The organism is Pseudovibrio sp. Ad5 (assembly GCF_001623095.1).
GTDB lineage: Bacteria > Pseudomonadota > Alphaproteobacteria > Rhizobiales > Stappiaceae > Pseudovibrio.
Window position 1 is genome coordinate 28056 of sequence record NZ_LMCH01000015.1, and the last position, 22397, is coordinate 50452.

Annotated in this window: 19 protein-coding genes; 9 read left to right on the forward strand and 10 right to left on the reverse strand. The window is 51.6% G+C overall.

Going from position 1 to position 22397, the window contains the following annotated elements; translation table 11 throughout:
* Nucleotide 1: 1 nt before the first annotated feature.
* The 4 genes from PsAD5_RS08925 to rpsF all read right to left on the reverse strand — a co-directional run bounded on the left by PsAD5_RS08925 (nt 2) and on the right by rpsF (nt 3286).
* The gene (locus PsAD5_RS08925; protein WP_057460951.1) at nt 2-1489 is read right to left on the reverse strand and encodes a replicative DNA helicase; all 1488 of its coding nucleotides are present in this window, start codon (nt 1487-1489) and stop codon (nt 2-4) included.
* 336 nt (nt 1490-1825) lie between these two features.
* A complete protein-coding gene (rplI, locus tag PsAD5_RS08930; RefSeq protein ID WP_057460952.1) occupies nt 1826-2443 on the reverse strand; it encodes a 50S ribosomal protein L9 in 618 nt (205 codons plus the stop codon).
* 150 nt (nt 2444-2593) lie between these two features.
* Nucleotides 2594-2839, reverse strand: coding sequence for a 30S ribosomal protein S18 (rpsR, locus tag PsAD5_RS08935; RefSeq protein WP_008552033.1), 246 nt, complete (start codon nt 2837-2839; stop codon nt 2594-2596).
* A gap of 6 nt (nt 2840-2845) precedes the next feature.
* Entirely contained in the window at nt 2846-3286 is a 441-nt protein-coding gene (rpsF, locus tag PsAD5_RS08940; RefSeq protein ID WP_057460953.1) for a 30S ribosomal protein S6, read from the reverse strand.
* Between the two features lie 514 nt (nt 3287-3800).
* Here rpsF and fabD point away from each other — a divergent pair.
* From fabD to PsAD5_RS08980, 8 genes are all read left to right on the forward strand, one after another.
* Nucleotides 3801-4754, forward strand: a complete 954-nt coding sequence (fabD, locus tag PsAD5_RS08945; RefSeq protein ID WP_063291850.1) for an ACP S-malonyltransferase — start codon at nt 3801-3803, stop codon at nt 4752-4754.
* Between the two features lie 115 nt (nt 4755-4869).
* Nucleotides 4870-5607: a 3-oxoacyl-[acyl-carrier-protein] reductase gene (gene fabG / locus PsAD5_RS08950; RefSeq protein WP_063291851.1), complete on the forward strand. Its 738-nt coding sequence runs from the start codon at nt 4870-4872 to the stop codon at nt 5605-5607.
* Between the two features lie 274 nt (nt 5608-5881).
* Nucleotides 5882-6118, forward strand: a complete 237-nt coding sequence (locus PsAD5_RS08955) for an acyl carrier protein (protein WP_008551920.1) — start codon at nt 5882-5884, stop codon at nt 6116-6118.
* A 153-nt stretch (nt 6119-6271) separates the two neighbouring features.
* Nucleotides 6272-7537 carry a beta-ketoacyl-ACP synthase II gene (gene fabF, locus PsAD5_RS08960; protein ID WP_057460955.1) on the forward strand — a complete coding sequence of 422 codons (1266 nt, stop codon included), beginning with the start codon at nt 6272-6274 and terminating at the stop codon, nt 7535-7537.
* A gap of 192 nt (nt 7538-7729) precedes the next feature.
* Nucleotides 7730-8905, forward strand: coding sequence for an endolytic transglycosylase MltG (mltG, locus tag PsAD5_RS08965; RefSeq protein WP_063291852.1), 1176 nt, complete (start codon nt 7730-7732; stop codon nt 8903-8905).
* A gap of 246 nt (nt 8906-9151) precedes the next feature.
* Nucleotides 9152-10042: a YicC/YloC family endoribonuclease gene (locus PsAD5_RS08970; RefSeq protein WP_063291853.1), complete on the forward strand. Its 891-nt coding sequence runs from the start codon at nt 9152-9154 to the stop codon at nt 10040-10042.
* A 92-nt stretch (nt 10043-10134) separates the two neighbouring features.
* Nucleotides 10135-10827, forward strand: coding sequence for a guanylate kinase (gmk, locus tag PsAD5_RS08975; RefSeq protein WP_063291854.1), 693 nt, complete (start codon nt 10135-10137; stop codon nt 10825-10827).
* Between the two features lie 210 nt (nt 10828-11037).
* Nucleotides 11038-12417, forward strand: coding sequence for a multicopper oxidase family protein (locus PsAD5_RS08980; RefSeq protein ID WP_063291855.1), 1380 nt, complete (start codon nt 11038-11040; stop codon nt 12415-12417).
* A gap of 85 nt (nt 12418-12502) precedes the next feature.
* On the opposite strand, the gene rsmA is transcribed toward PsAD5_RS08980, so the two are convergent.
* The 6 genes from rsmA to lptF all read right to left on the reverse strand — a co-directional run bounded on the left by rsmA (nt 12503) and on the right by lptF (nt 20229).
* Nucleotides 12503-13342, reverse strand: coding sequence for a 16S rRNA (adenine(1518)-N(6)/adenine(1519)-N(6))-dimethyltransferase RsmA (rsmA, locus tag PsAD5_RS08985; RefSeq protein ID WP_063291856.1), 840 nt, complete (start codon nt 13340-13342; stop codon nt 12503-12505).
* Nucleotides 13342-14358, reverse strand: a complete 1017-nt coding sequence (gene pdxA / locus PsAD5_RS08990; protein ID WP_057465379.1) for a 4-hydroxythreonine-4-phosphate dehydrogenase PdxA — start codon at nt 14356-14358, stop codon at nt 13342-13344. Before pdxA ends, rsmA begins: the two co-directional genes overlap by 1 nt.
* Before the next feature lie 34 nt (nt 14359-14392).
* A complete protein-coding gene (locus PsAD5_RS08995; protein WP_063291857.1) occupies nt 14393-15334 on the reverse strand; it encodes a SurA N-terminal domain-containing protein in 942 nt (313 codons plus the stop codon).
* A gap of 208 nt (nt 15335-15542) precedes the next feature.
* Nucleotides 15543-17945 (reverse strand): LPS-assembly protein LptD, encoded by a 2403-nt coding sequence (locus tag PsAD5_RS09000; RefSeq protein ID WP_063291858.1) that lies wholly within the window; start codon nt 17943-17945, stop codon nt 15543-15545.
* Nucleotides 17945-19036: an LPS export ABC transporter permease LptG gene (lptG, locus tag PsAD5_RS09005; RefSeq protein ID WP_063291859.1), complete on the reverse strand. Its 1092-nt coding sequence runs from the start codon at nt 19034-19036 to the stop codon at nt 17945-17947. Before lptG ends, PsAD5_RS09000 begins: the two co-directional genes overlap by 1 nt.
* Nucleotides 19036-20229 carry an LPS export ABC transporter permease LptF gene (lptF, locus tag PsAD5_RS09010; protein ID WP_208988556.1) on the reverse strand — a complete coding sequence of 398 codons (1194 nt, stop codon included), beginning with the start codon at nt 20227-20229 and terminating at the stop codon, nt 19036-19038. The genes lptG and lptF overlap by 1 nt, the downstream gene beginning before the upstream one ends.
* Before the next feature lie 284 nt (nt 20230-20513).
* Between lptF and PsAD5_RS09015 the strand changes: the two genes are divergently transcribed.
* On the forward strand, nt 20514-22004 hold the full coding sequence (locus tag PsAD5_RS09015; RefSeq protein WP_063291861.1) for a leucyl aminopeptidase: 1491 nt from the start codon (nt 20514-20516) through the stop codon (nt 22002-22004).
* The last annotated feature ends 393 nt before the right edge of the window (nt 22005-22397 follow it).

Sequence of the window (22397 nt, forward strand, 5' to 3'; positions counted from 1 at the left end):
CTTACTCCATAATTCTGTCAGGAATATGGGCGTCGTCTGCCAGATCGGAGAAGCGAGTGAACTCGCCCTGGAACTGCAGATCAACAATGCCAGTTGGACCGTGACGCTGCTTGGCGATAATGACTTCCGCCTTGCCGCGCAACTGCTCCATCTTGCTACTCCATTCTTCGTATTCTGGAGTGCCTTCAGGCGGTTCTTTTTTGCCCATGTAATACTCTTCACGATACACAAACATGATCACATCCGCATCCTGCTCGATCGAGCCAGATTCACGAAGGTCAGACATTTGTGGACGTTTGTCGTCACGGTTTTCAACCTGACGAGAGAGCTGGGACAGCGCGATGATCGGAACATTAAGTTCCTTCGCCAGCGCTTTAAGGTTGGTGGTGATCTCAGTAATTTCCTGAACACGGTTGCCCTGATTCTTGGAAGAACCAGAGAGCAGCTGAATATAGTCGACCACGATCATATCCAGCCCCTTTTGTCTCTTCAGCCGTCGGGCTTTGGAAACGAGGGACGCGATGGAAATACCACCTGTTTGATCCACATGAAGTGGAACGTGTTGCATATGCTGTGTCGCCGCAACCAGCTTCTCAAATTCAATCTCGTTGATGTCGCCGCGGCGAATCTTGGAGGAAGAAATCTCTGTCTGCTCGGAAATAATACGAGTAGCCAGCTGTTCGGCACTCATTTCCAATGAGAAGAAGCCAACAACGCCGCCATTCACAGTCCGAACAGTGCCATCTGGCATCTCTTCAGTCTGGTAATTTTCAGCAATGTTATAAGCGATGTTCGTAACCAGCGATGTTTTACCCATCGCAGGACGACCAGCCAATACGACCAAATCCGAAGACTGCAAGCCACCCATGAGTTTGTCCAGGTCACGCAAACCTGTTGAAACACCGGAAAGGGCGCCTTCACGCTGAAAGGCCGCTGCAGCCATCTCAATAGTTTCGGTCAGTGCACTGCCAAAGTCCTGAAAACCACCATCAGACCGGCCAGTCTCCGCCAGTTCAAACAAACGACGCTCAGCATCGTCAATCTGAGAGGACGGTGGCATGTCGATTGGCGCGTCATAGGCAATGTTCACCATGTCTTCGCCAATGGTGATCAGGTTACGGCGAGTCGCCAGATCGTAAATGGTCTTGCCGTAGTCTTCTGCGTTGATCACAGAAGTCGCATCACCTGCAAGACGCAGCAGATACTGAGTTGCAGACAGGTCTGCAATCTTCTCATCTGCCGGGAAAAACGTTTTGAGCGTAATAGGTGAGGCAATCTTGCCTGCCTTAATCAACGCTCCGCATTTGTCATAGATATCCTTGTGGGGAGCTAAGAAAAAATGGCGCGCTTCTAAAAACTCCGAGACACGATAATAGGTCTCGTTGTTTACCATTATGGCACCAAGAAGCTGGCGCTCTGCCTCGGCATTATGCGGGACCACTCTCATGGTCTCACTAGCCTTCTCTAATTTTTGGACTGTGCCCTTCATTCCGCCCCTCGTGCCGCTTGGCAACTTGGTTACAGCTTTAAGGCGGGTAGGAAAAGGGGGCCTTCGCACCTTAAGCCCAGTTCTTTAACAAAATTAAATCAGCGGGGAAAATTGCAGGTTGCCAATTGACAGTCGCTACTCTCTAGACGCGAGAAAAGCTTAGAATAATTGTTTAAAATCAGCCGTATTCAGGGATTTTCGCCCCAACTACAATTATTAACAAACTCTTTTTTGAGGAATAGAATCAGCGGGGCCTTTGCCGATTCTGCCAAGATCAGTGCATAAAAAAAGGCAGAGTCGGAGACCCTGCCTTTTTCATCGAAAAGTGAAGAAAAATTATTCTTCGGTTTCTTTTTCTTCGCCTTCAGCTTCTTCTTCGTCAGAAGCTTCTTCAGCGTTTTCTTCGCCATCTTCCAGCTCTTCGTCTTCGTCGAGATCTTCGTCGAATTCAAAGTTGTCTTCTTCACGGCCTGTGAGGTCTTCGCCTGCTGCCTGACGGTTAGCTTCGTCTTCAGAACGAGCAACGTTAACAGAGATTTCAACTTCAACTTCAGGGTGAAGAACGATGGATACGTCGTGCAGACCGATGGTCTTGATTGGCGCGCGCAGGGAAACCTGGGAGCGAACAACGCTGAAGCCTGCTTCGGTCAGTTCACCAGCGATATCGCGGGTAGCAACAGAACCGTAGAGCTGACCAGTTTCGCCAGCAGCGCGGATAACAACGATGCTTGCGCCAGCCAGCTTTGTGCCAACTGCTTCAGCTTCAGTTTTACGCTCAAGGTTACGAGCTTCAAGCTGTACACGTTCGCTTTCAAAGCGTTCAAGGTTAGCTTTGTTTGCACGAAGTGCTTTGCCCTGAGGCAGCAGGAAGTTACGTGCGTAACCGTCTTTAACAGCTACGGTTTCGCCCATCTGGCCAAGTTTAGCCACACGCTCAAGAAGGATAACTTTCATGGAATATCTCCTTTGCTGTCCTGCGGAAAGTGTGATCCGCAGTTAGAGAGAGCTTCTCGCTGATGCGATCAATCTCTCAACCGTGATCCCGACACGTCGGGATCATGAAAAAGGCCAGGGTGCAAAACACCCTGACCCAATAACCAAGATTTACTTGATTACGAAAGGCAGCAGGCCGAGGAAACGAGCGCGTTTGATGGCACGAGCCAGTTCACGCTGTTTCTTCGCAGATACTGCGGTAATACGGGAAGGAACGATCTTGCCGCGCTCAGAGATGTAGCGCTGCAGAAGACGGATGTCCTTGTAGTCAATCTTCGGAGCGTTCGCGCCGGAGAATGGGCAGGTCTTACGACGGCGGAAGAAAGGACGACGTCCTGCGGAAGAAGATTCAGCCATTTTCAATTACTCCGCTGCAGGTGCTTCAGGACGACGATCAGGGCGTGGGCCACGATCACCGCGATCGCCACGGTCCGGACGTGGACCACGATCGTTACGGTCACCACGACGACGGTCGTCGCGATCACGCTTCTGCATCATAGCGGACTGTTCTTCGTCCAGCTCTTCTACACGGATGGTCATGAAACGAAGAATGTCTTCGCTCAGGCCCATCTGACGTTCCATTTCAGCAACAGCCGCGTGTGGAGCATCTACATTCATCAGAGTGTAGTGAGCCTTACGGTTCTTGTTGATACGGTAAGTCAGAGTACGCAGACCCCAAGTTTCGATTTTGCCGACTTTGCCGCCGTTTTCTTCGAGAACAGTTTTGAACTGTTCAACGAGGGCTTCAACCTGCTGAGTAGAAATGTCCTGACGAGCCAGGAACACGTGCTCATAGAGCGCCATGTGGATTGCCTTTCTGAGTTAAACAATTCCGGTATTGGCGCAAAGCCCCTTCGAACGGCCCTCAGAAAAAGGCCCAGAAGATGTTTACACAAGAGCGGAGACACGGGAAGACGGATATCTTTCAACTCCTACAACCCCAAAGGGCTGCCTTCCTTTAAGCCTCCGGCCTAATACCGGAAACGAGATGGGCTTTATAGCCAATCCCCTACAAAAGACAAGTACTATCGGGGAAAAAGACCTTTTTTCCAGATGCAGTCTTGACATTGCGCGTGCAAGGCGGCTCATGTCGCCCCGATGAATACGCAGGCAACCAAGGTTTTCCTTGGGTTTCTTGAAGGTGCAAGCAGCTGACCAATAGGGCATCTGCAGTGCTACTAATTTTGGCGGCGGTCATAATTTGCACGTATTTGGTGAATTTATAGCCGCCCCATCTTGGAATACAAAGTGGACCACCCACATTTGAGGCGATTGGCCCACATTGACGCAATATAGAGTGCGACGGAGCTATTTATAAATGACTATTGCATTTACATTTCCCGGACAGGGCAGCCAGACGGTTGGAATGGGTAAAGAACTTGCCGACACGTTCCCGGAAGCGCGCGCTGTATTTGAGGAAGTTGATGCAGCTCTCGGTCAGTCTCTGACCAAGATCATGTGGGAAGGTCCGGCAGACGAGCTGACCCTCACTGCAAACACTCAGCCAGCTCTGATGGCTGTAAGTCTCGCCACCATGCGTGTGCTTGAGGCAAAAGGCGTTGACCTCTCCAAAGCTGCAAGTTTTGTAGCAGGCCATTCTCTTGGTGAATACTCTGCACTGGCTGCAGCGGGCTCTTTGAGCATTGCCGATGCAGCACGTCTGCTGCGCATTCGCGGTGACGCAATGCAAAAAGCAGTGCCAGTAGGTGAGGGCGCAATGGCAGCTCTCCTGGGGCTGGACTTCGATCAGGCGATGGAAGTTGCACAGGAGGCCGCTCAGGGCGAAGTTTGTCAGGCAGCCAATGACAACGCAACCGGTCAGGTTGTTGTGTCTGGCCATAAGGCAGCCGTAGAGCGTGCTTGTGAAATCGCAAAAGGCAAAGGCGCTCGCCGCGCTGTTCTGCTTCCGGTCTCCGCACCGTTCCATTGCTCTTTGATGCAACCTGCTGCAGACGCAATGGCAAAGGCGCTGGCTGAAGTTGAGATTAAAGCACCGGTTGTTCCACTTGTTGCAAACGTTCTTGCTGCACCAATCACTGATCCGGAAGAAATCCGCACTCGTCTCGTAGAGCAAGTGACTGGAACTGTACGCTGGCGCGAATCTGTAACCTGGATGGCTGATAACGGAGTGACCACGCTCGTTGAAATCGGCACTGGAAAGGTTCTCAGTGGCATGGTGCGCCGTATCGTCAAGTCTCTGGAAGGTGTTGCGATCAACACAGCAGAAGATATTGATGCACTTGTTGCACGCCTTGAAGGCGTCGAAAGCTAATACACAGATTTTGAAGGCTCAAAGGCACCGCATTTTGCACTGCGTATAGACGGAACCTATGGTTCCTCCCTATGAGCTTTCTTCAAACGGATTTTAAGCCGAGGAGACCAACGGCATGTTCAATTTAGAAGGTAAAAGCGCGCTCGTAACCGGCGCGACCGGTGGTATCGGTGAAGCGATTGCACGCGCTCTTCACGCGCAAGGTGCAACTGTAACTCTGTCCGGCACTCGCGAAGCGAAGCTGGAAGCGCTGGCCTCTGATCTGGGTGACCGCGTTCACATTAAAGCAGCAAACCTGTCTGATCGTGACAGTGTTGATGCGCTTGTACCAGCTGCTGAAGAAATGATGGGTACTCTCGATATCCTCGTGAACAACGCTGGTATCACCCGTGACAACATCTTCATGCGCATGAAGGACGAAGAATGGGATCAGGTTCTTGAAGTGAACCTGTCCGCAACGTTCCGCATTTGCCGTGCTGCAATCAAAGGCATGATGAAGCGTCGTCAGGGCCGCATTATAGGAATTACCTCTGTTGTTGGTGTTACCGGCAACGCAGGTCAGGTGAACTACTCTGCTGCAAAAGCTGGCATGATCGGCATGTCCAAGTCTTTGGCGCAGGAAGTGGCGTCTCGCAAGATCACCGTAAACACAATTGCTCCAGGTTTCATCTCAACCGCGATGACCGACGAGCTGAACGAAAAGCAACGCGAATCGATCCTGGGCAACGTTCCAGCTGGTCGTTTGGGCACTGCTGAAGAAATCGCAGGTGCAGCTGTTTATCTCGCAAGTGATGAAGCAGCGTACGTTACCGGTCAGACACTGCACGTGAATGGCGGTATGGCGATGATTTAACGAAGAAATACGCAGCCGGTCCGATCCTCTTACAAATGGGGCAATCACTACTGGCGGCTGGTAAACCAGTGCTAATTGTGCTAGGAACCCGCCGATTAGAAGTGACCTCTTGGAAAGAGGAACGGAAAAGCTGCGGTTTTCTTTGGAAGCGGCTTAACATATGGGCCGTTGCGTCTTTTCAAAAGAACCAGAGTATGCAACACGGGAGCCGAGTGAAACAAGGCCCCGCGAAGCGGACCGAAACACTACCTTGAAAACCAATTGAGGACTTAAAATGAGCAATGTTGCAGAGCAGGTAAAGAAGATCGTTGTCGAACACCTCGGCGTAGAGGCTGACAAGGTCGTTGAATCTGCAAGCTTCATCGACGATCTTGGTGCAGACAGCCTGGACACCGTTGAACTGGTAATGGCTTTCGAAGAAGCATTTGGCGTTGAAATCCCGGACGATGCTGCTGAAACCATTCAGTCCGTTGGCGATGCTGTAAAGTTCATCGAATCCAAACAGGGCTAATCCTGTTTCAAAAAGCTAGGCACGCGGTGGGTCATTTGCGCTCGCCGCGCCTGTTTCCTTTTCAGCTGCATGCCTGTCGCAGAGAATGACACTTATGTCTTCCGGTACGACACAAAGGGCTGGCAGCGCCAATCTAATTAAAGTGCAGGAAATATGCGTCGAGTCGTTATCACAGGCATTGGCATGGTTAGCCCACTGGGCAGCAGTGCAGAAATCTCTTGGCAGCGAATTCTTGAAGGTAAGAGCGGTGCACGGCGCATCGAGGGCTTCGAAATTGAAGACCTTCAAACCAAAATCGCCTGTCAGGTACCACTTGGCGATGGAACCGATGGAACCTTCAATCCAGACGATTTCATGCTCCCAAAAGAACAGCGTAAAGTAGATGACTTCATCATTTATGCTGTCGCAGCTGCCGACCAGGCAATTGCAGATTCGGGATGGAATCCAGAGACTGAAGAAGAGCAGAACCGTTCTGGGACCCTGATTGGGTCTGGAATTGGCGGTCTTCAGGGTATCGCTGAAACAGCAATTATGATGGAAGAGAAGGGCCCGCGTCGTGTTAGCCCGTTCTTTATTCCTGGTCGTTTGATCAACCTTGCAAGCGGTTATGTGTCCATCAAGCACAAACTCAAAGGCCCGAACCACTCAGTGGTTACAGCTTGTTCCACTGGTGCGCACGCTATTGGCGATGCTGCCCGTCTGATCGCATTAGATGATGCGGACGTTATGGTTGCTGGCGGCACTGAGAGCACAATCTGCCGTTTGGGCATTGCCGGGTTTAATGCCTGTAAAGCACTGTCTACTGGTTACAACGATGAGCCTGAAAAAGGTTCTCGTCCCTACGATAAAGACCGCGATGGCTTTGTCATGGGCGACGGTTCTGGCGTTGTTGTTCTCGAAGAATACGAGCACGCTGTTGCGCGCGGTGCGAAAATCTACGCTGAAGTTGTTGGTTACGGTCTGTCCGGTGATGCATACCACATCACGGCACCGGCATCCGATGGCGACGGTGGGTACCGTTGTATGAAAGCTGCGCTGAAACGTGCTGGCATTTCTCTCGGTGATGTTGATTACGTCAACGCACACGGCACCTCAACACCTCTGGGTGATGAGATTGAGCTGGGTGCAGTTGAGCGTTTGGCTGGTGATGATGCCGGGTCTTTGACCATGTCATCCACCAAATCTGCAACCGGCCACCTGTTGGGTGCCGCTGGTGCAGTAGAGGCAATCTTCACCGCTTTGGCGATCCGTGATCAGATTGCTCCACCAACGATCAACCTTGAAAATCCATCAGTTGAAACTGAGATTGACTTGGTCCCTAATAAAGCCAAGAAGATGGAGATTAATTATGCTCTGTCTAACTCATTTGGCTTTGGCGGCACAAACGCGTCTCTGGTTCTCAAAAAAGTCGAGTCATAACTCGCTTTCTTGATCAAGAAATAAAAGGGCCAGACTCCGCATGGCGGAATCTGGCCTTTTATATTGCGGCTCCCGAATGGGTTAGGCTCTGTAATGAGTATTTAAAGCGTATCTGCGAAAAGTGGGCATCGGTTTTCGCTAAGGATACGCTAGTAATGGAGTGCTGTAAGTGCTCCCGTATAGAGGGTTACAATGGCTCAATCGCCTGAAGACAACTCAAATGGGCCTCAAGATCAGTCCGATCTTCATATTCAGCCGGGTGGGCAATCTGCACCGCGGAGTCCCAGCCGCGCTATTCAGCCAGAAGCTGCACCACCACCTCCGCCGCGTTCCCGTCATGCACGCAATCCAGTCGTCATAACCATCAACTTTCTGCTTTCCATAGCTGTACTCGGCATTATCGTTGCCGGCGCTGCGCTTTATTGGGGGAAGGGCGAGTTTGACGCCACCGGTCCGCTGACAGAAGAGAAAATCTTCATTGTCGCGAGTGGCATGAGCCTGCCGCAGATTGCTGCGAAGCTGGAAGACGAAGGCGTCATTACCAATTCACTCGTATTTGAAGCTGGCACCCGCCTGTTCAAAAATGAGAACAAGATCAAAGCAGGTGAGTACGAGTTTCCACTAGGGATCTCCATGAAGACCGTCATGGAAGATCTTGTCGGTGGCCGTGCTGTGTACCACTCCGTAACCTTCCCGGAAGGTTGGAGTAGCGCTCAGATCATCAACCGCCTGAATGCAAACAAGATCCTGACCGGTGAAATCTCTGCAATCCCAGCAGAAGGCTCACTGCTGCCAGAAACTTATACATTCACCCGCGGAACCACGAAGGCGCGCATTATCGAGCAGATGGAAAAGGCGATGAATGATCACATCGCTCGCATCTGGGAAAAGCGCTCTCAGGGTTTGCCGATTGATACGCCAGAACAACTCGTGATCCTTGCCTCTATAGTAGAGAAGGAAACGTCCAAAGTGGATGAGCATCCGCGCGTTGCCTCTGTCTTCGTTAATCGCCTGCGCAAGGGCATGCCGTTGCAGTCTGATCCAACGATCCTTTACGGCTTGTTTGGTGGCGATGCCTGGACAAAAGATCGCTCTGCGATCACGCGCTCCATGCTCAAAGAAAAGAACCCTTACAACACCTACCAGATCAAAGCACTGCCTCCGGGGCCAATCGGCAACCCGAGTGCTGCGGCTCTGGAAGCAGTCGCAAACCCTGCTCGCACAAAGGACCTCTACTTTGTTGCCGACGGAACGGGTGGCCATGCCTTCGCTGAAAGCTATAAACAGCATCAGCGTAATGTAGCCAACTGGCGTAAGGTTGAAAAAGAGATCCGTGCCAGACAGGCTGCGGAAAAGAAAAAGAACTGATCTGCAAACCTTGCAGGACAAAATGAGAAAAACCTGCCCAGTTGAAACACCGGGCAGGTTTTTTTGCTGAAAGCAAGCGTCATGCCTGAAAGATGCATACTGGTTTTCAGATTAGGTTAGGCGCAAAGGCCGGGGCAACGACATACCTCATGGGCATGGACCGATTTCACGGGTAAGCTCAGGGCCAGCAAATATTGAATGAGAACGCCAACACACAGGCGGTGTTCAGATGAGGAGTTTCAAGGGATGGCACTGGCGAGCATGACCGGCTTTGCGCGCGTGGAAAGCAGCTATGAAGAGACGCGCTGGGTGTGGGAACTCCGTTCCGTCAATGGCAAAGGCATGGATGCCCGCTTGCGCCTGCCTCAGGGGCTGGACGGAGTAGAAGCGGAAGTGCGTAAGCGCCTTGCTGCGAAGCTGAAACGCGGCAACGTCTCTGTAGGCCTGCAGATGCAACGTTCGCAGTCTGATACAGCGCTGGTTGTAAATGAAGACGCTCTTGAGCAAGTACTCAAAGCCATCTCCATTCTGCGGGACCGCCTGCCAGATGCGCCTGAGCCAACACTCGACGGCATTTTGGGCTATAAAGGCGTTTTGGAGTTTGAAGAGGCTGAAGAGAGCGAAGATGAAAAGAACGCTCAGATTGCGGCTCTTCTGTCATCCTTTGATGAAGCACTGAATGAGCTTGTCGAAATGCGCAGAAGCGAAGGCAATGCCATTGCCACTTTGCTGAAGGGCCAGGTCGATACCATTGAGGCTTTGGCCCGGCAAGCTGAAGAACTGCCCTCCCGCAGTCCAGAGGCTATTCGCGGCCGTCTTGAAACTCAGGTCAACGAGCTGCTTCAGGCGAGCAGCCAGCTTGATCCTCAGCGCTTGCATCAGGAAGCAGCCGTCCTTGCCACCAAAGCAGACATCCGTGAAGAACTGGATCGCCTTTACGCGCACGTGGAAGCTGTCGGTGACTTGCTTGTTAAAGGTGGAGCCATCGGACGTCGCCTCGACTTCCTGGCACAGGAATTTAACCGCGAAGCAAACACACTTTGTTCAAAGTCCAACAGCGTAGAGCTGACTGCAATCGGGCTGGAACTGAAAACAGTGATCGACCAGCTCCGCGAACAAACTCAAAACATTGAGTGAAGAGGTGCTGCGAAAGTCAGGGATCGGTTTTCGCAGCAGAACATGAAGACAAACGCTTGAAGTGCAGATAAGCAAAAGAAGACAAAATCAATATGACCTCTAAAAAATCAGATGCGACAACCGTATCAGCTCAGGATATCGAAGAGGCGCGCCGCGGCTTCATGCTGGTGTTAGCTGCGCCCTCCGGAGCTGGGAAGGGAACGATCGCAAACAAACTGCTGGCTGATGATGACAAACTGGCGCTCTCTGTGTCAGCAACGACCCGTCAACGCCGCGCAGCCGAAGAGCATGGCGTTCATTACTACTTTCTCGAAACGGATGAGTTCGAACGCAAGATCAAAGCCAACGAACTTCTGGAATGGGCCAAGGTCCACGACAACTATTACGGCACCCCGCGTGAGCCGGTTGATGCCAGCCTGAACGCAGGTAAGGACATCCTGTTTGATATTGATATCGCAGGCGTACGCCAGCTGCAGGAACAGGCCGGAGAAGACGTTGTTGCCATCTTCGTTTTGCCGCCATCAATCGCAGAAATGCACGCCCGTTTGACGGGCCGTGGAGATGACGATGACGCAGCCATCAAGCGCCGCATGAAGACCGCGATTGACGAGGTCTCCGGTTGGCAGGAGTTTGACTATATCATCGTAAATGATGACCTGGATAAAGCCGTTGCAACAGTGCAGTCAATCATCGCCAGTGAACGTCTGAAACGGGTTCGCTTGCCAAAGCTCTCTGGGAAAATGGAAGGTATGATTGCCGACCTGAAGTCCACCATTGCTGAATAATCAGACAAGAACAATGCAAAATCTTGTAAATTCAGAATGTTGACGTGGTTTTGTGATTCAAACTATTAGCTACTTGAATCAAATTATGAGCCAGATACAAGCAGGGCGTTATTTGCAAGAGCAGGTGCCCTGCAAAACAGCAGCCGTCGTGAGTGAATAGCCATTGACCAGCCAAGTACAGAGACGGGCTGAACTTGAGGACAAAGAGCGATGATCACACGACGTCAGGCGCTGAAAGGCGCTTTGTTTGGCGGGGCTGCTGTTGCTGGTGGCTTGGCTGGCGCCTCCAGCCTTTGGGCCGTTCCAAAACGACATGACATGATTGCACGCAACATCGATCATCAATTGATGAGCGGTGCACCTGCAACGAAAAACATGTTCACCTTTGGGGATGCAATGCCACCAACCCTGCGCGTAAAGCAGGGGCAGCCGTTCCACAGTCGCCTCATCAACAAACTGCAAGAGCCAACGACGATCCATTGGCATGGCATGCGCCTGCCCAATGATATGGACGGCGTGGCATTCCTGACCCAGCACTACGTGTATACCGACGATCATTTCGATTATCGCTTCACACCACATGATGCAGGTACATTCTGGTATCACCCGCACTGCAACTCGCTGGAACAGCTGTCTTACGGCATGACTGGCCTGATGATCGTGGAAGAGGATGAAGATCCGGGGTTCGATCATGACATCCCGGTGAACCTGCGCGACTTCCGCCTTGGCAGTGATGGTCAGTTCATCAAACTGTTCCAGCCACGCAAATCCGCGCGAGCAGGGACATTTGGAACACTCCGCACGTCCAACTGGCAATCTGCGCCAGTTATGGATGTAAAAGCCGGTTCCCTTGTCCGCCTGCGCCTGTGCGTTACTGATGTAACTCGCATTTACAAACTGTCCTTCCCACAAGGCACGGATGCAAAGATCATCGCCATGGATGGCAATCCGGTTGAACCATTTGCAGTCAACAAGCTGGCATTGGGGCCGGGGCAGCGTGCGGACATCGCAATGCGCATTCCAGATGGAGAAGGGGAGCAAATTGAGCTGACCAACTTCTCCTCGTCCTCTCCATGGCCGGTGCTGTCACTGAGAGCGATCGGGCAATCCTTGAACCGCGACCTGCGTGAGATCAAACCGTTGCCAGCCAATCCGATCCCGCAGCCTGATCTGAAAAACGCGGAGTACATCCCGCTGGAGTTCTCAGCCACAGCAGAAAAACGACCAGCCAATCCAATCTGCGGAAGACTGGGATTCTCATTCTGGGCGGTCAACAAAGAGGCATGGCAAGGCGCAGAGCGCGGCCCATTAGATCCGGTGCAAGTTCTAAAGCGCGACAAGTCTTATGTGTTCGAGTTCATCAACCGAACCCCGCACACGCACCCGATCCATATCCACGGCATGACCTTCCAGCTCCTCAAGAGCAACAAACGCCAGCTCGCCCCATGGTGGACCGACACCGCGCTCGTGCTGCCAGACGAACGCGTTCAAGTCGCCGTGCGCCCGGACTACGAAGGCGACTGGCTCATGCACTGCCACATCATAGAACACCAGGAAAGCGGCATGACCGCCTTCATGCGCGTGGAGTAAAATCACTTCTGCGAAGACACCCAAAAGCCCTGAGCTCGGATAAGATCTCAGGGCTTTATCATGTTAGAAACTGAACGAGCTTGCTCTAGTCCTTGTCAAAAGCATGTGCCAGGGCAATGAAGCCGGTCACGTCGATCTCTTCTGCTCGGGCAGTTGGCTTGAGGCCGGCAGCTTCGATACGATCCTCCGCATCTGGCTTAAGGCCTTTTAAGCTTGCTCTGAGCATTTTACGGCGCTGACCAAAGGCATGAGCGGTTACTCGCTCTAACGCTTTCAAAGGGCACTCCAGAGGCTTCTCGCGCGGGTGTAGTTGCACAACAGCGGACGTCACCTTTGGTGGAGGGGTGAAAGCCTTTGGGTTCAGATCAAAAAGTATATCCGTATGACACCGCCAGTTTGCCAAAACACCGAGGCGGCCATAGGCTTTATTGCCTGTTTCAGCAACAATGCGCTGTCCGACTTCTTTCTGGAACATCAATGTTAGAGAGTCCCAAAACGGAGGCCATTCCTCTGTTGTCAGCCACCCAAGCAGGAGTTGCGTACCCACATTGTAAGGCAGGTTAGCGATAATCTTGATCGGGCCGTCAGCAAGCTCAGCAGGATTGTACTTGAGGGCATCACCCTCAATCACTTCCAGCTTGCCATTGTAGTGCTCTGAAATCTGAGAAAGCACAGGCAGGCATCGCGTGTCTTTCTCAATCGCAACCACCTTCTTGGCACCAGCTGCAAGCAAGGCGCGTGTCAAACCACCGGGGCCTGGACCAACTTCAACAACGGTGCAGTTGCTCAGATCCCCGGCACTGCGGGCAATGCGCGAGGTAAGGTTAAGGTCCAGAAGAAAATTCTGACCAAGGGATTTGCGGGCATCGAGCCCATACTCTGCAATCACCTCACGCAGAGGTGGCAGATCATCAATTTGTGCCATTAAACGAGCTCAGGTTGTGCGAGGGCTGCTGCAAGGCGCAGGGAAGCCATCAAGCTGTTTGGAGAGGCCTTATTCGTTCCCGCAATGGAAAATGCGGTTCCGTGATCAGGTGATGTGCGCACATAGGGGAGGCCGAGTGTCACATTCACAGCTTCATCAAAGGCCAGAGTTTTGACAGGAATGAGCGCCTGATCATGATACATGGCCACAGCCACATCATAGGTATCCAGCGCTTCACTGTGGAACATGGTGTCGGCAGGCAAAGGACCACGAGCATCTATGCCTTCACTGCGCAGTTGGGCAATCGCTGGAGAAATCGTTTCGATCTCTTCCGTACCCATAGAGCCACCTTCACCTGCATGAGGATTGAGGCCCGCAATCGCGATACGCGGCGAAGCAATGCCAAACCGTTCGATCATGTCTTTGTTGATGGCCCGGCAGCGGTCGACGATGAGATCCTTTGTCACCAGCTTTGGTACGTCCACAATTGGAACATGGACCGTAAGCGGAACAGCCATCAGCTCAGGACCAGCCAGCAACATGATTGGTTCCACGTCCTTGTCCCAGTAGGTCTTTGCCAGATCGCCAAGAAACTCGGTGTGACCCGGATGATGAAAACCAGCGTCATAAAGGATTTTCTTGGAGATAGGGTTGGTAACAACCGCTGAAGCCCTGCCATCCTTCACATGTCGTACCGCAGTCTCGATGGATTCGATGACAAGAGCAGCATTCGTGCCAGAAGGAGCGCCGGGACTAACCTGGACTGGGCCAGAGAGAGGAACCACCGGAAGTGCCTCATCAAAACAGTCACAGGCGGCTTCTGGTTCCACCACTTTGATTGGAATTTTCAATCCGAGATGCTTTGCACGGGCTTTGAGGAGCTCTGGATCGCATAGGACGTAGAACGGCTGAACAGCTTGTTCAAAGCGAACTTTCCACGTTTTAAGCGTAATATCAGGTCCAATACCTGCAGGCTCGCCCATTGTCAGGGCGAGCGCCAATTTCACTCTGCGCATAATAAAAAAACATCTCCTGCTGCTGATCAGGCGATCAGCGCTGCTCGATTACAGCATTGGAGCGCAGGTCACGAAGGTAACGGCGAGAAAGCTGTTGCCCTTTTTTATTCCGCAACTCGCCCTCGATAGTGCTTCGCGCAGTCGCATCACTGTTGATTGTCTCTTTACCACAAAGAGCAATCATCTCAAATCCGGAGTCTACAGGGGTAGGCGCTGTGACGCGGCCGATAGAGATTTTATTCAGCTTTTGCACGAAGGCTGCTGGCAGATCAGTTTCAAGGCGTTTGCCGATTGGGCGCACGATGACTTCATTCAAACCGGATGCAATTCGCGTTCCTTCTTCACAGGATGTGAAGCGGGCTCGAAGCTTCTTCATTTCAGTGACGCGCTTGTTTTTGAAGGACTTGCTGGACTTCTTCGGGACGACAAAAATGATGCGCTGCAGATCGTATTCAACGCTGGTCGCGCCATTGTCATCTTTGTTTTCTTTGCCCTGAAGCGCAGCAATCACGTCTGACTCATTAATCCGAACGGTCGCGCGAAATCGCTGCATGACAACTTCAGACCAGGAAATTTCAGCACGTAGGCGATTTTTCAGCGTGCGAGGATTAACGCCGCTTTGAGAAAGCGCTTGCTTGAATTGAGAAGGCGAGAGTTTAACGCGCTGTGCGATTGTTGCAAAAGCATCATCAACTTTCTTGTCAGCGATTGAAACTCCGACCCGCTTTGCCTCTTCAAGCTTCAGCGCTTCATCAATCAGCTCATCCTTAGCTTTTCTTTTGGCAACGCTGGACGGTGCCCGTGTGGTAAGCGTGATGAGCTTTGACCGCTGTTGCAGTTCATAACTGGTAATCGGACGGCCATTGACGACAGCAACGATTTTACTTGCGGCTTCCGCAGAAGTAAGCATCGGACCAAGTGGCGCCAGCATGCTGGCAGCGACAACAAGCGAAGCACAGAAGCGAGTAAGTTTCATTTTGTTAAGCTCTCCGTCCCAAAGGCGATTGCCCTCAATGGACGCTCCCTAGATAGCACTGGTGCATATTTGGCACAGCTTGACTCAAATTAGAAGGGTGCAGCCCGGAAAAATTTATTCAAACTAATAATAACAAATGTAGGCGACATTCTGTCATGCCTCTGGCTATTTCCTGTGCACAGCCAGAGGTTTAAGCTTATATACTTACTCAATCATTTGGGGATGAGTCAGAAGTTGAGGTCGAAAGGCTCGTATCACCAATGGTTCTGAGGCCGAATCGGAAGAAGAAGATCCGCTCAACAGGCTCACCATTGTTCCGACTTCTGTCCTCGCCGTAGGAGAGTGAAGCGGAGAAACCTTCGTCGTCATAACCAAGACCAACAGTGTCCTGAACAATGTTCTCGTTGATCATATCATAACGCAGTGAACCGAAGACACGCCAGTTTTCCTGCAAGTTCAGATTTAAGGCACCAACAAGCTCAGAGCGCTGTTCATCAATCCCAGCGTCTGGACGCTCCGCCAAATAGGCATAGGACAGAACTGTCGAAGCTGGACCGTAACGACCGCTCGCGCTGACTTCTGCACGTTCTACGCCAAAGTCATGTTCGCTAAAGCGTGCATTACCACCAACGCGAAAGCCAGTATTGGTGTCGAAATAAAGGCTCGTCACATAATCAGACCCTGCAGTCTGCAAGCCAGAGTCGCCTGTTGAATCGAGAATGCCTGGAACTGAATAGGAGTTCCGGCCCGCAAGCTGGAAGGAGCGACCAAACAAACCGCTGATAAACGACCCTTTGTCAAACTGAAGCTTATACTGCAAACCTAAGTTTGCACGAGTGCCGCCCTCGTTACGATCGAAACCTGAGAACTTATCCCACTCAAACAGCGTGGAAGCGTCAAACACGATGGACTGCGCATCTTCGTTTGGCAGTTCCCCAATTTCCGCCTCGTTTGGACGAACAATGATCTGCGCAATCGGCTCAATTACCTGATTGCCACCTTTGAATGTTGCAAGGAATGGATAACGATATTCCAAGCCAATCGCAGGCATTCCGCGGAAGACAACTGCTTCATCGGAAAGTGCGGTGACATCATGGTCAGCATTAGCGAGGAAATACAGGTTGGTCTTTGCATAGGCAAACGGCGTGAACACCTGACCAATCGGATCGATAAGTGTGCGCTGCCAAGTCAGGTTTGCGCTTAGACGACTAAACGTACCTTCAACACCACGGAAGCGGTTTTGGCCATTCACAGAGAAGGCGTCAGTTGTCTGGCGTGTCAGACTTGTGAGGTTGCCATCGTAGTTTAGTTGTCCACCAACGACAGACTTCTCAAAATAAATGGCATTGTCTATGACAGGATGAACAAAAGGCTGCTTCTCTTGAAGGTCTGCATTGACCTGAGAGAATGGCCCAATTGGATTCATCGGCTGCGTTGGGCTTGGGTTGTCTTCCTGCGAAATCTGGAAGGCATATGCATTTGCGTCAAAGAGATTCCGCTTTGTTTGACCATTCAAGAAAAGCTTGGAAACTTCCTGAGCGCTACCAAATCGTGCAAACCCATAGTCCTCGCGGAATGCCCGATCTGTTGCATAAGTAATGTCCCAACCGGCTTCCCAGCGTTGACTCAGATCGAAGCTTCCGTCCGTGTTGACAATGAAGCGACCACGTACATCGCCGCTGGAGCCATTAAAGGCACTTGGGTCTGCCTGAGAGATCCCGCCAAGTGAAACATTGTAGGAACCAGTATCAAACTGTTGCCGCCAATCCAGCTGGCCCAATACACCCTGCTGCGTGAGCGGCGTGAGTGTCACGGTTAGATCGTATGTTGGCGAAAGGGACCAATAATATGGAATCGCGGCACCAAAACCGAGGCGATTCTTGGTAACAAAGCGCGGAAGTAGGAAGCCAGATTTACGGCCGACTGATGGATCTGCGATTGAGAAGTAAGGAATCTTGGCAATCGTATTCCCGAACAGCTCAATGGAAGCACCCTCAAAATAGATGCGTTGCTTTTGCTGATTGTGGATGATCGTTGTTGATTTGATCCGCCATAACGGAGGCTTGGGAGCCTTCTTATAGACAGAATAAGTGCCATTCCTCAGTGTGGTAACGTTGTCATTAGAGCGCTCAGCGCTCTCGGCAACGAAATGCGTAAACTGAGGAGTGTCAATCTGCAAAGCATTGACGAAACCCTCAGAGAAGTCATCACTCAAAGTCAGATTGTCTGCGAGTATGAGATTGCCGTCAGGCTCTGTCATTTCCACATTGCCGTGCGCAGAAAATTTGCCGTCCTTACGATTGTAAGTCACACGATCTGCGAGCAATGTGTAGTTGTCAAAATAGATCTCAACACTACCCGTCGCGATAATGACGTCATTGTCAAAATCATAGCGAAGCTCTTTCGCTTCAAGCAACATTGGTTGAGATGTGTCAACAGCCTGCTGGGCAGACTGTGAAAGGTCGATCTGCGCAACTGCAGGCGCGCTGAGGACCGCAAGGCCAGCGCCGCACAGCAGAGCAACTGCAGAGACAGTGCGAAGGTATTCTGGCGATACGCAGCCAGCACCAACTCGCTTGATTTTCTGTTTCAGGATCAAGGCCGAACCCATCAACCATCCTCCTGATTCAACAGAATTGTAAAACCCATAAGAACCCCAAATACGCCAGGTGCCCATGCTGCAACCGTTGTGGGAACGATTCCAGCACCGCCCAGATCCTTTGAGACTTCGGAAACGGCATAAAGCACGAAACCAGCAATAATGCCCCAAACGATCAAGCGGCCAATCCCCCCAAAACGCGATACACGCAGCGAAACAGCAGCAGCAATGACAATCATTGCCACAAGTAACAGGGGTTTGGCTAGAAGAGTCTGATATTGTAAAGAATACCTATACGCGGGTAGTCCAGCCCTTTGGGATAACTCAATAAAGCGTGGAAGACTCCAAAAACTAATAGATTCCGGCGAACCTATGCTCTCCTTGACCTCTGTCGGGGTCAAAAAAGTACTGACAGAGTAGTTCCCATAATGCTGTGGATCAGTGTCCACAGCATAGACAACCGCATCCGTTAGCCGCCACATGCCCTCAGCTAGGACGGCTCGCCGTGCTTCGATTCTCTCTGAAAACTGGCCTTGGCGATCAAAAGAGAAGATCGTGACACCATTGAGTGACGCACCTTGCCCGCTGGTGTGGCGTGCATGAAGAACTGACTCACCATCGGTGCCGTTCTGCCGGAGCCAAACCTCTCCAGATCCTTCCAGTAAATAGGTTTGCTCCACACTGAACAAGCCCTCTGCCACCTCATCTGATTTTTGCTGCAGATATACAGCACCAGGATTGTAACCAATCACAGCAGCTACGCCGATGAACAGGCCAGTCAGAAGAGCAGGGGCAGTAAACTGCCAGACCGAAATACCAGCCGCACGTGCGACCACAAGCTCAAGGCTTCTGGAAAGCGTAACAAACGCCCAGATAGAGCCAAAAAGGACTGCAAATGGAATAACCTGTTCAAGCAGAAGTGGAACGCGCAAGGCAGAAATCGCAGCAATGCGCAGAAGAGAAAACCCTTCACGATCGCCACCACGGCGAACAAGCTCAAGCACGTCAAACAGCAAGATCAAAACGGCAGCAAACAGAAAGAGGGCCAGAATTGACTTCAAAAACCGTTTGGATATGTAAAGACTAAGCGTTCTTCCGGTCATTACAGTCCTGCTGTCCCTTGGTTCTTGCGGCCTACCAATTTGGAGAACACACGACCAATGCCATTAAAGAGGCTTTGTGTTCCATCGACCAGACGCTGAACAAACCAAGGTCTTCTGTTCAGGCTAATGGACCACGCAGCAAGCGCAATTGCGATTATTGGGATTGCATAGAGCAATGGGAACATATCAGGAGCCGAACTCACGATGAGCGTTGCGCCAAAACCTGCTGTTCTCAGCAGGGTCGCAACTGCGATTGTTGTTGTTATTGCAAGGCCTTGGTCCTGACGAGTGGTCTTGGGAGAACCCAGGAAAGCATAGATGATCAGACCAAAGGCAATGGGGTAAAGCGGGACACTTAAACGGTCGTGGAATTCCACAACTAGCTTGTCCCAATGCTTTGCAGCGTAAGAATCATCAGGGCTTGCGCTCAGCAATTCGAAGGTTGGACGCTCACTTGCCTTGAATGTTGGCTCGCGAGCCTCGGGAATCATCGAGGACAAATCGAAGCCATAACTCTCAAAGCTGACGATGGACATATCCTGTCCACCTTTCGGGCGGCGCTGGATCGTCCCATCAAGCATGACAAGCAGTGTTTTGTCCGCAGCCTCGATAATCCGTCCCGTTTCAGCCGTATAGGTAAATGAGGTTTCCGGATCGCGGGCATCATCCAGCAAGAGACCTTCAAGGATCCCATCACCGCTTCTGTTGCGGATATGGAAGGTCAGATTCTCTTCGATCGGAATGAAACGTCCAGGCTTGATGATGTTGGCGACCAGATCAACACGTACGCGCGTCAACTCACTGCGCAATTCCGCCAAGCCTGTCGGGGACAGATACATGGACAGGAAATACATCAGGGCTGTGATCGTGAGTGAAAACACCATGATTGGCCGGAGAACAAGCGACTTGGAAGCGCCCGAAGCGTTGATGACGATAAGCTCACTGTCGCGGGACATGCTGTTAAGCACGATTATAAACGCCAGCATCATTGCGAAGGGCGCAACGATCAGGATGAGGAAAGGCAGAGCCAATGCAGTGATGTAACCAAACTGCAAAAGGGTCTGGCCTTTTGAGGTGACCAGATCCAGTTGGCGCAGCGCCTGCGTAGACCAGACGACGCCGGTCATGGCGGCCAGTGTCACAATAAAGGCGGTAAAGCTGCGTTTGACGATGTAGCGTTCAATAGTTTTCATTGTGCCGTGCAACAGAACCTTTTCTTGTTCGTTATGGGGGAGGCCAAGCCGCAAAATGATTCAAGTCCACTCAATAACACGGAATACGGCAGAAAGCCGGATCACCGGATCTTTTAATGAATAAACTCGCAAGTTTCTTCACATAGCCTTGAAACGGGACCATTATCGCGCCATGTTCTGCCATGAATTTTAAGAGTAGCTGGACCACGCGTCCGCCTGTGGTTGCTAGCATATTCTGCTAGAAATTGCCTATCGCAGGTCATCCCGAGGAAAGAAACGACATAATGACGCAATTCACATCCATTAAGATCGCGCAGTATTCTGATGCAACAGCACCCGTTCAGGTCGTCTTTGCAGGTGAAGAACTCAGCTTTGCAGCAGAAGCTGAGGGTGTGATGGGCTCTGCTGGAAAAACTGTTGAGCGCGCTGCTAAAACGGCTGATTTCACAGGTAAGAAATCCGGTATCATGCACTTGCTCGCTCCAGAAGGTATGGATGCAGACCGTTTGATCGTTGCAGGCCTTGGCAAAGTCGACGATCTGAAAGAGCAGGACTGGGTTAATCTGGGCGGTGAAGTTGCTGGCAAATTGCTTGCGCTCAAAGCGGAAGGTGCAGAAGTGACCTTCCCAGCTGCCGCAACAGCTCAGCAGGCAGCAGACTTTGCGCAAGGTGCTTTGCTGCGTGGTTACAAGTTCGACACCTACCGCACTGTTAAAAAAGAAGCAGACGGCGACAAGGCCTGCGAAATCACGCTGAAGGTGCAGGATGCAGCAGCCGTTGAGCCACTTTGGGCAGAAGCTGAGGCTGTGGCAGAAGGCACACTTCTCGCACGTACTCTTGTTGATGAGCCTGCCAACACGCTTGGCCCGGTTGAGTTCGCTGCAAAAGCTCAGCAGCTCTCTGAGTTCGGCGTGGAAGTTGAAATCCTCGATGAAGCAGAGATGCAGGAACTGGGCATGAATGCACTGCTGGCCGTTGGTCAGGGATCAGTTCGTCCTTCCCGTTTGGCAATCATGAAATGGAATGGCGGCAAGGAAGGCGACGCTCCAATCGCATTCGTTGGTAAAGGCGTTGTGTTTGATACCGGTGGTATCTCCCTGAAACCAGGCGCTGGCATGGAAGACATGAAGGGCGATATGGGCGGCGCAGCAGCTGTCATCGGCCTTATGAAAGCTCTTGCAGGCCGTAAAGCTGCAGTCAACGCAATCTGTGTGCTGGGTCTGGTAGAAAACATGCCGGATGGTAACGCAATCCGTCCGGGCGATATCGTCAAAACAATGTCTGGTCAGACCGTTGAGATCCTCAACACTGATGCGGAAGGCCGCTTGGTACTGGGTGATGCGCTTTGGTACACACAAAGCCGTTTTGAGCCGAAGTTCATGGTAGACCTTGCAACCCTGACAGGCGCTTGTCTGGTTGCTCTGGGCGGCCACCGCGCAGGTGTCTTCTCTGCTGATGATGAGCTGACAGCGCAGATCTGCGAAGCTGGTGAAACCACTGCAGAAAAAATGTGGCGTCTGCCTTTGGGTGATGAGTACGACAAGATGGTCGACACCCCAAATGCCGATATGCGTAACACCGGTGGCAGCCGTTGGGGTGGTGCAAGCACTGCAGCTGTTTATCTGCAGCGTCACACCAATGAGGCCAAGTGGGCACACATCGATGTGGCCGGCACTGCAATGGGATCCAAGAAAAACGCAATCTCTCAGGGCTGGGCATCCGGTTTCGGCGTGCGCGCACTGAACCGCATGATCAAAGATCATTACGAAGGCTAAGCCTTGCATCAGGCAGTAAAATGCCTGCGCTAAATTAAACGAACAAAGGCCGGTCACAGAAGTTGTGGGCGGCCTTTTTTGCTGCTCATCACAAAGGTAACAGTAACGTCTTGATAACTACAAAAAAAGAACCCCACTTCAAACTGAAGAGGGGCATTCTTGATCTTAAAAGAGTTAAACGCGCTAAGCGCTATATTCAAAGAAAATTTTATATTTGAAAGAGTAAGTTGGTTTTCCAGTCAATCAGCAGGTCTGATAATGAGTACAGGAGCTGGAGGCTTCTGGAAGCATTGCACCCACTGCAGCTGTTACGCCAACAAGACCGGATACAAGAGCAAAGAACAATACAATACGCGCTGCCATTTGGTCGTTTCCTAAATATACAATGCCTGC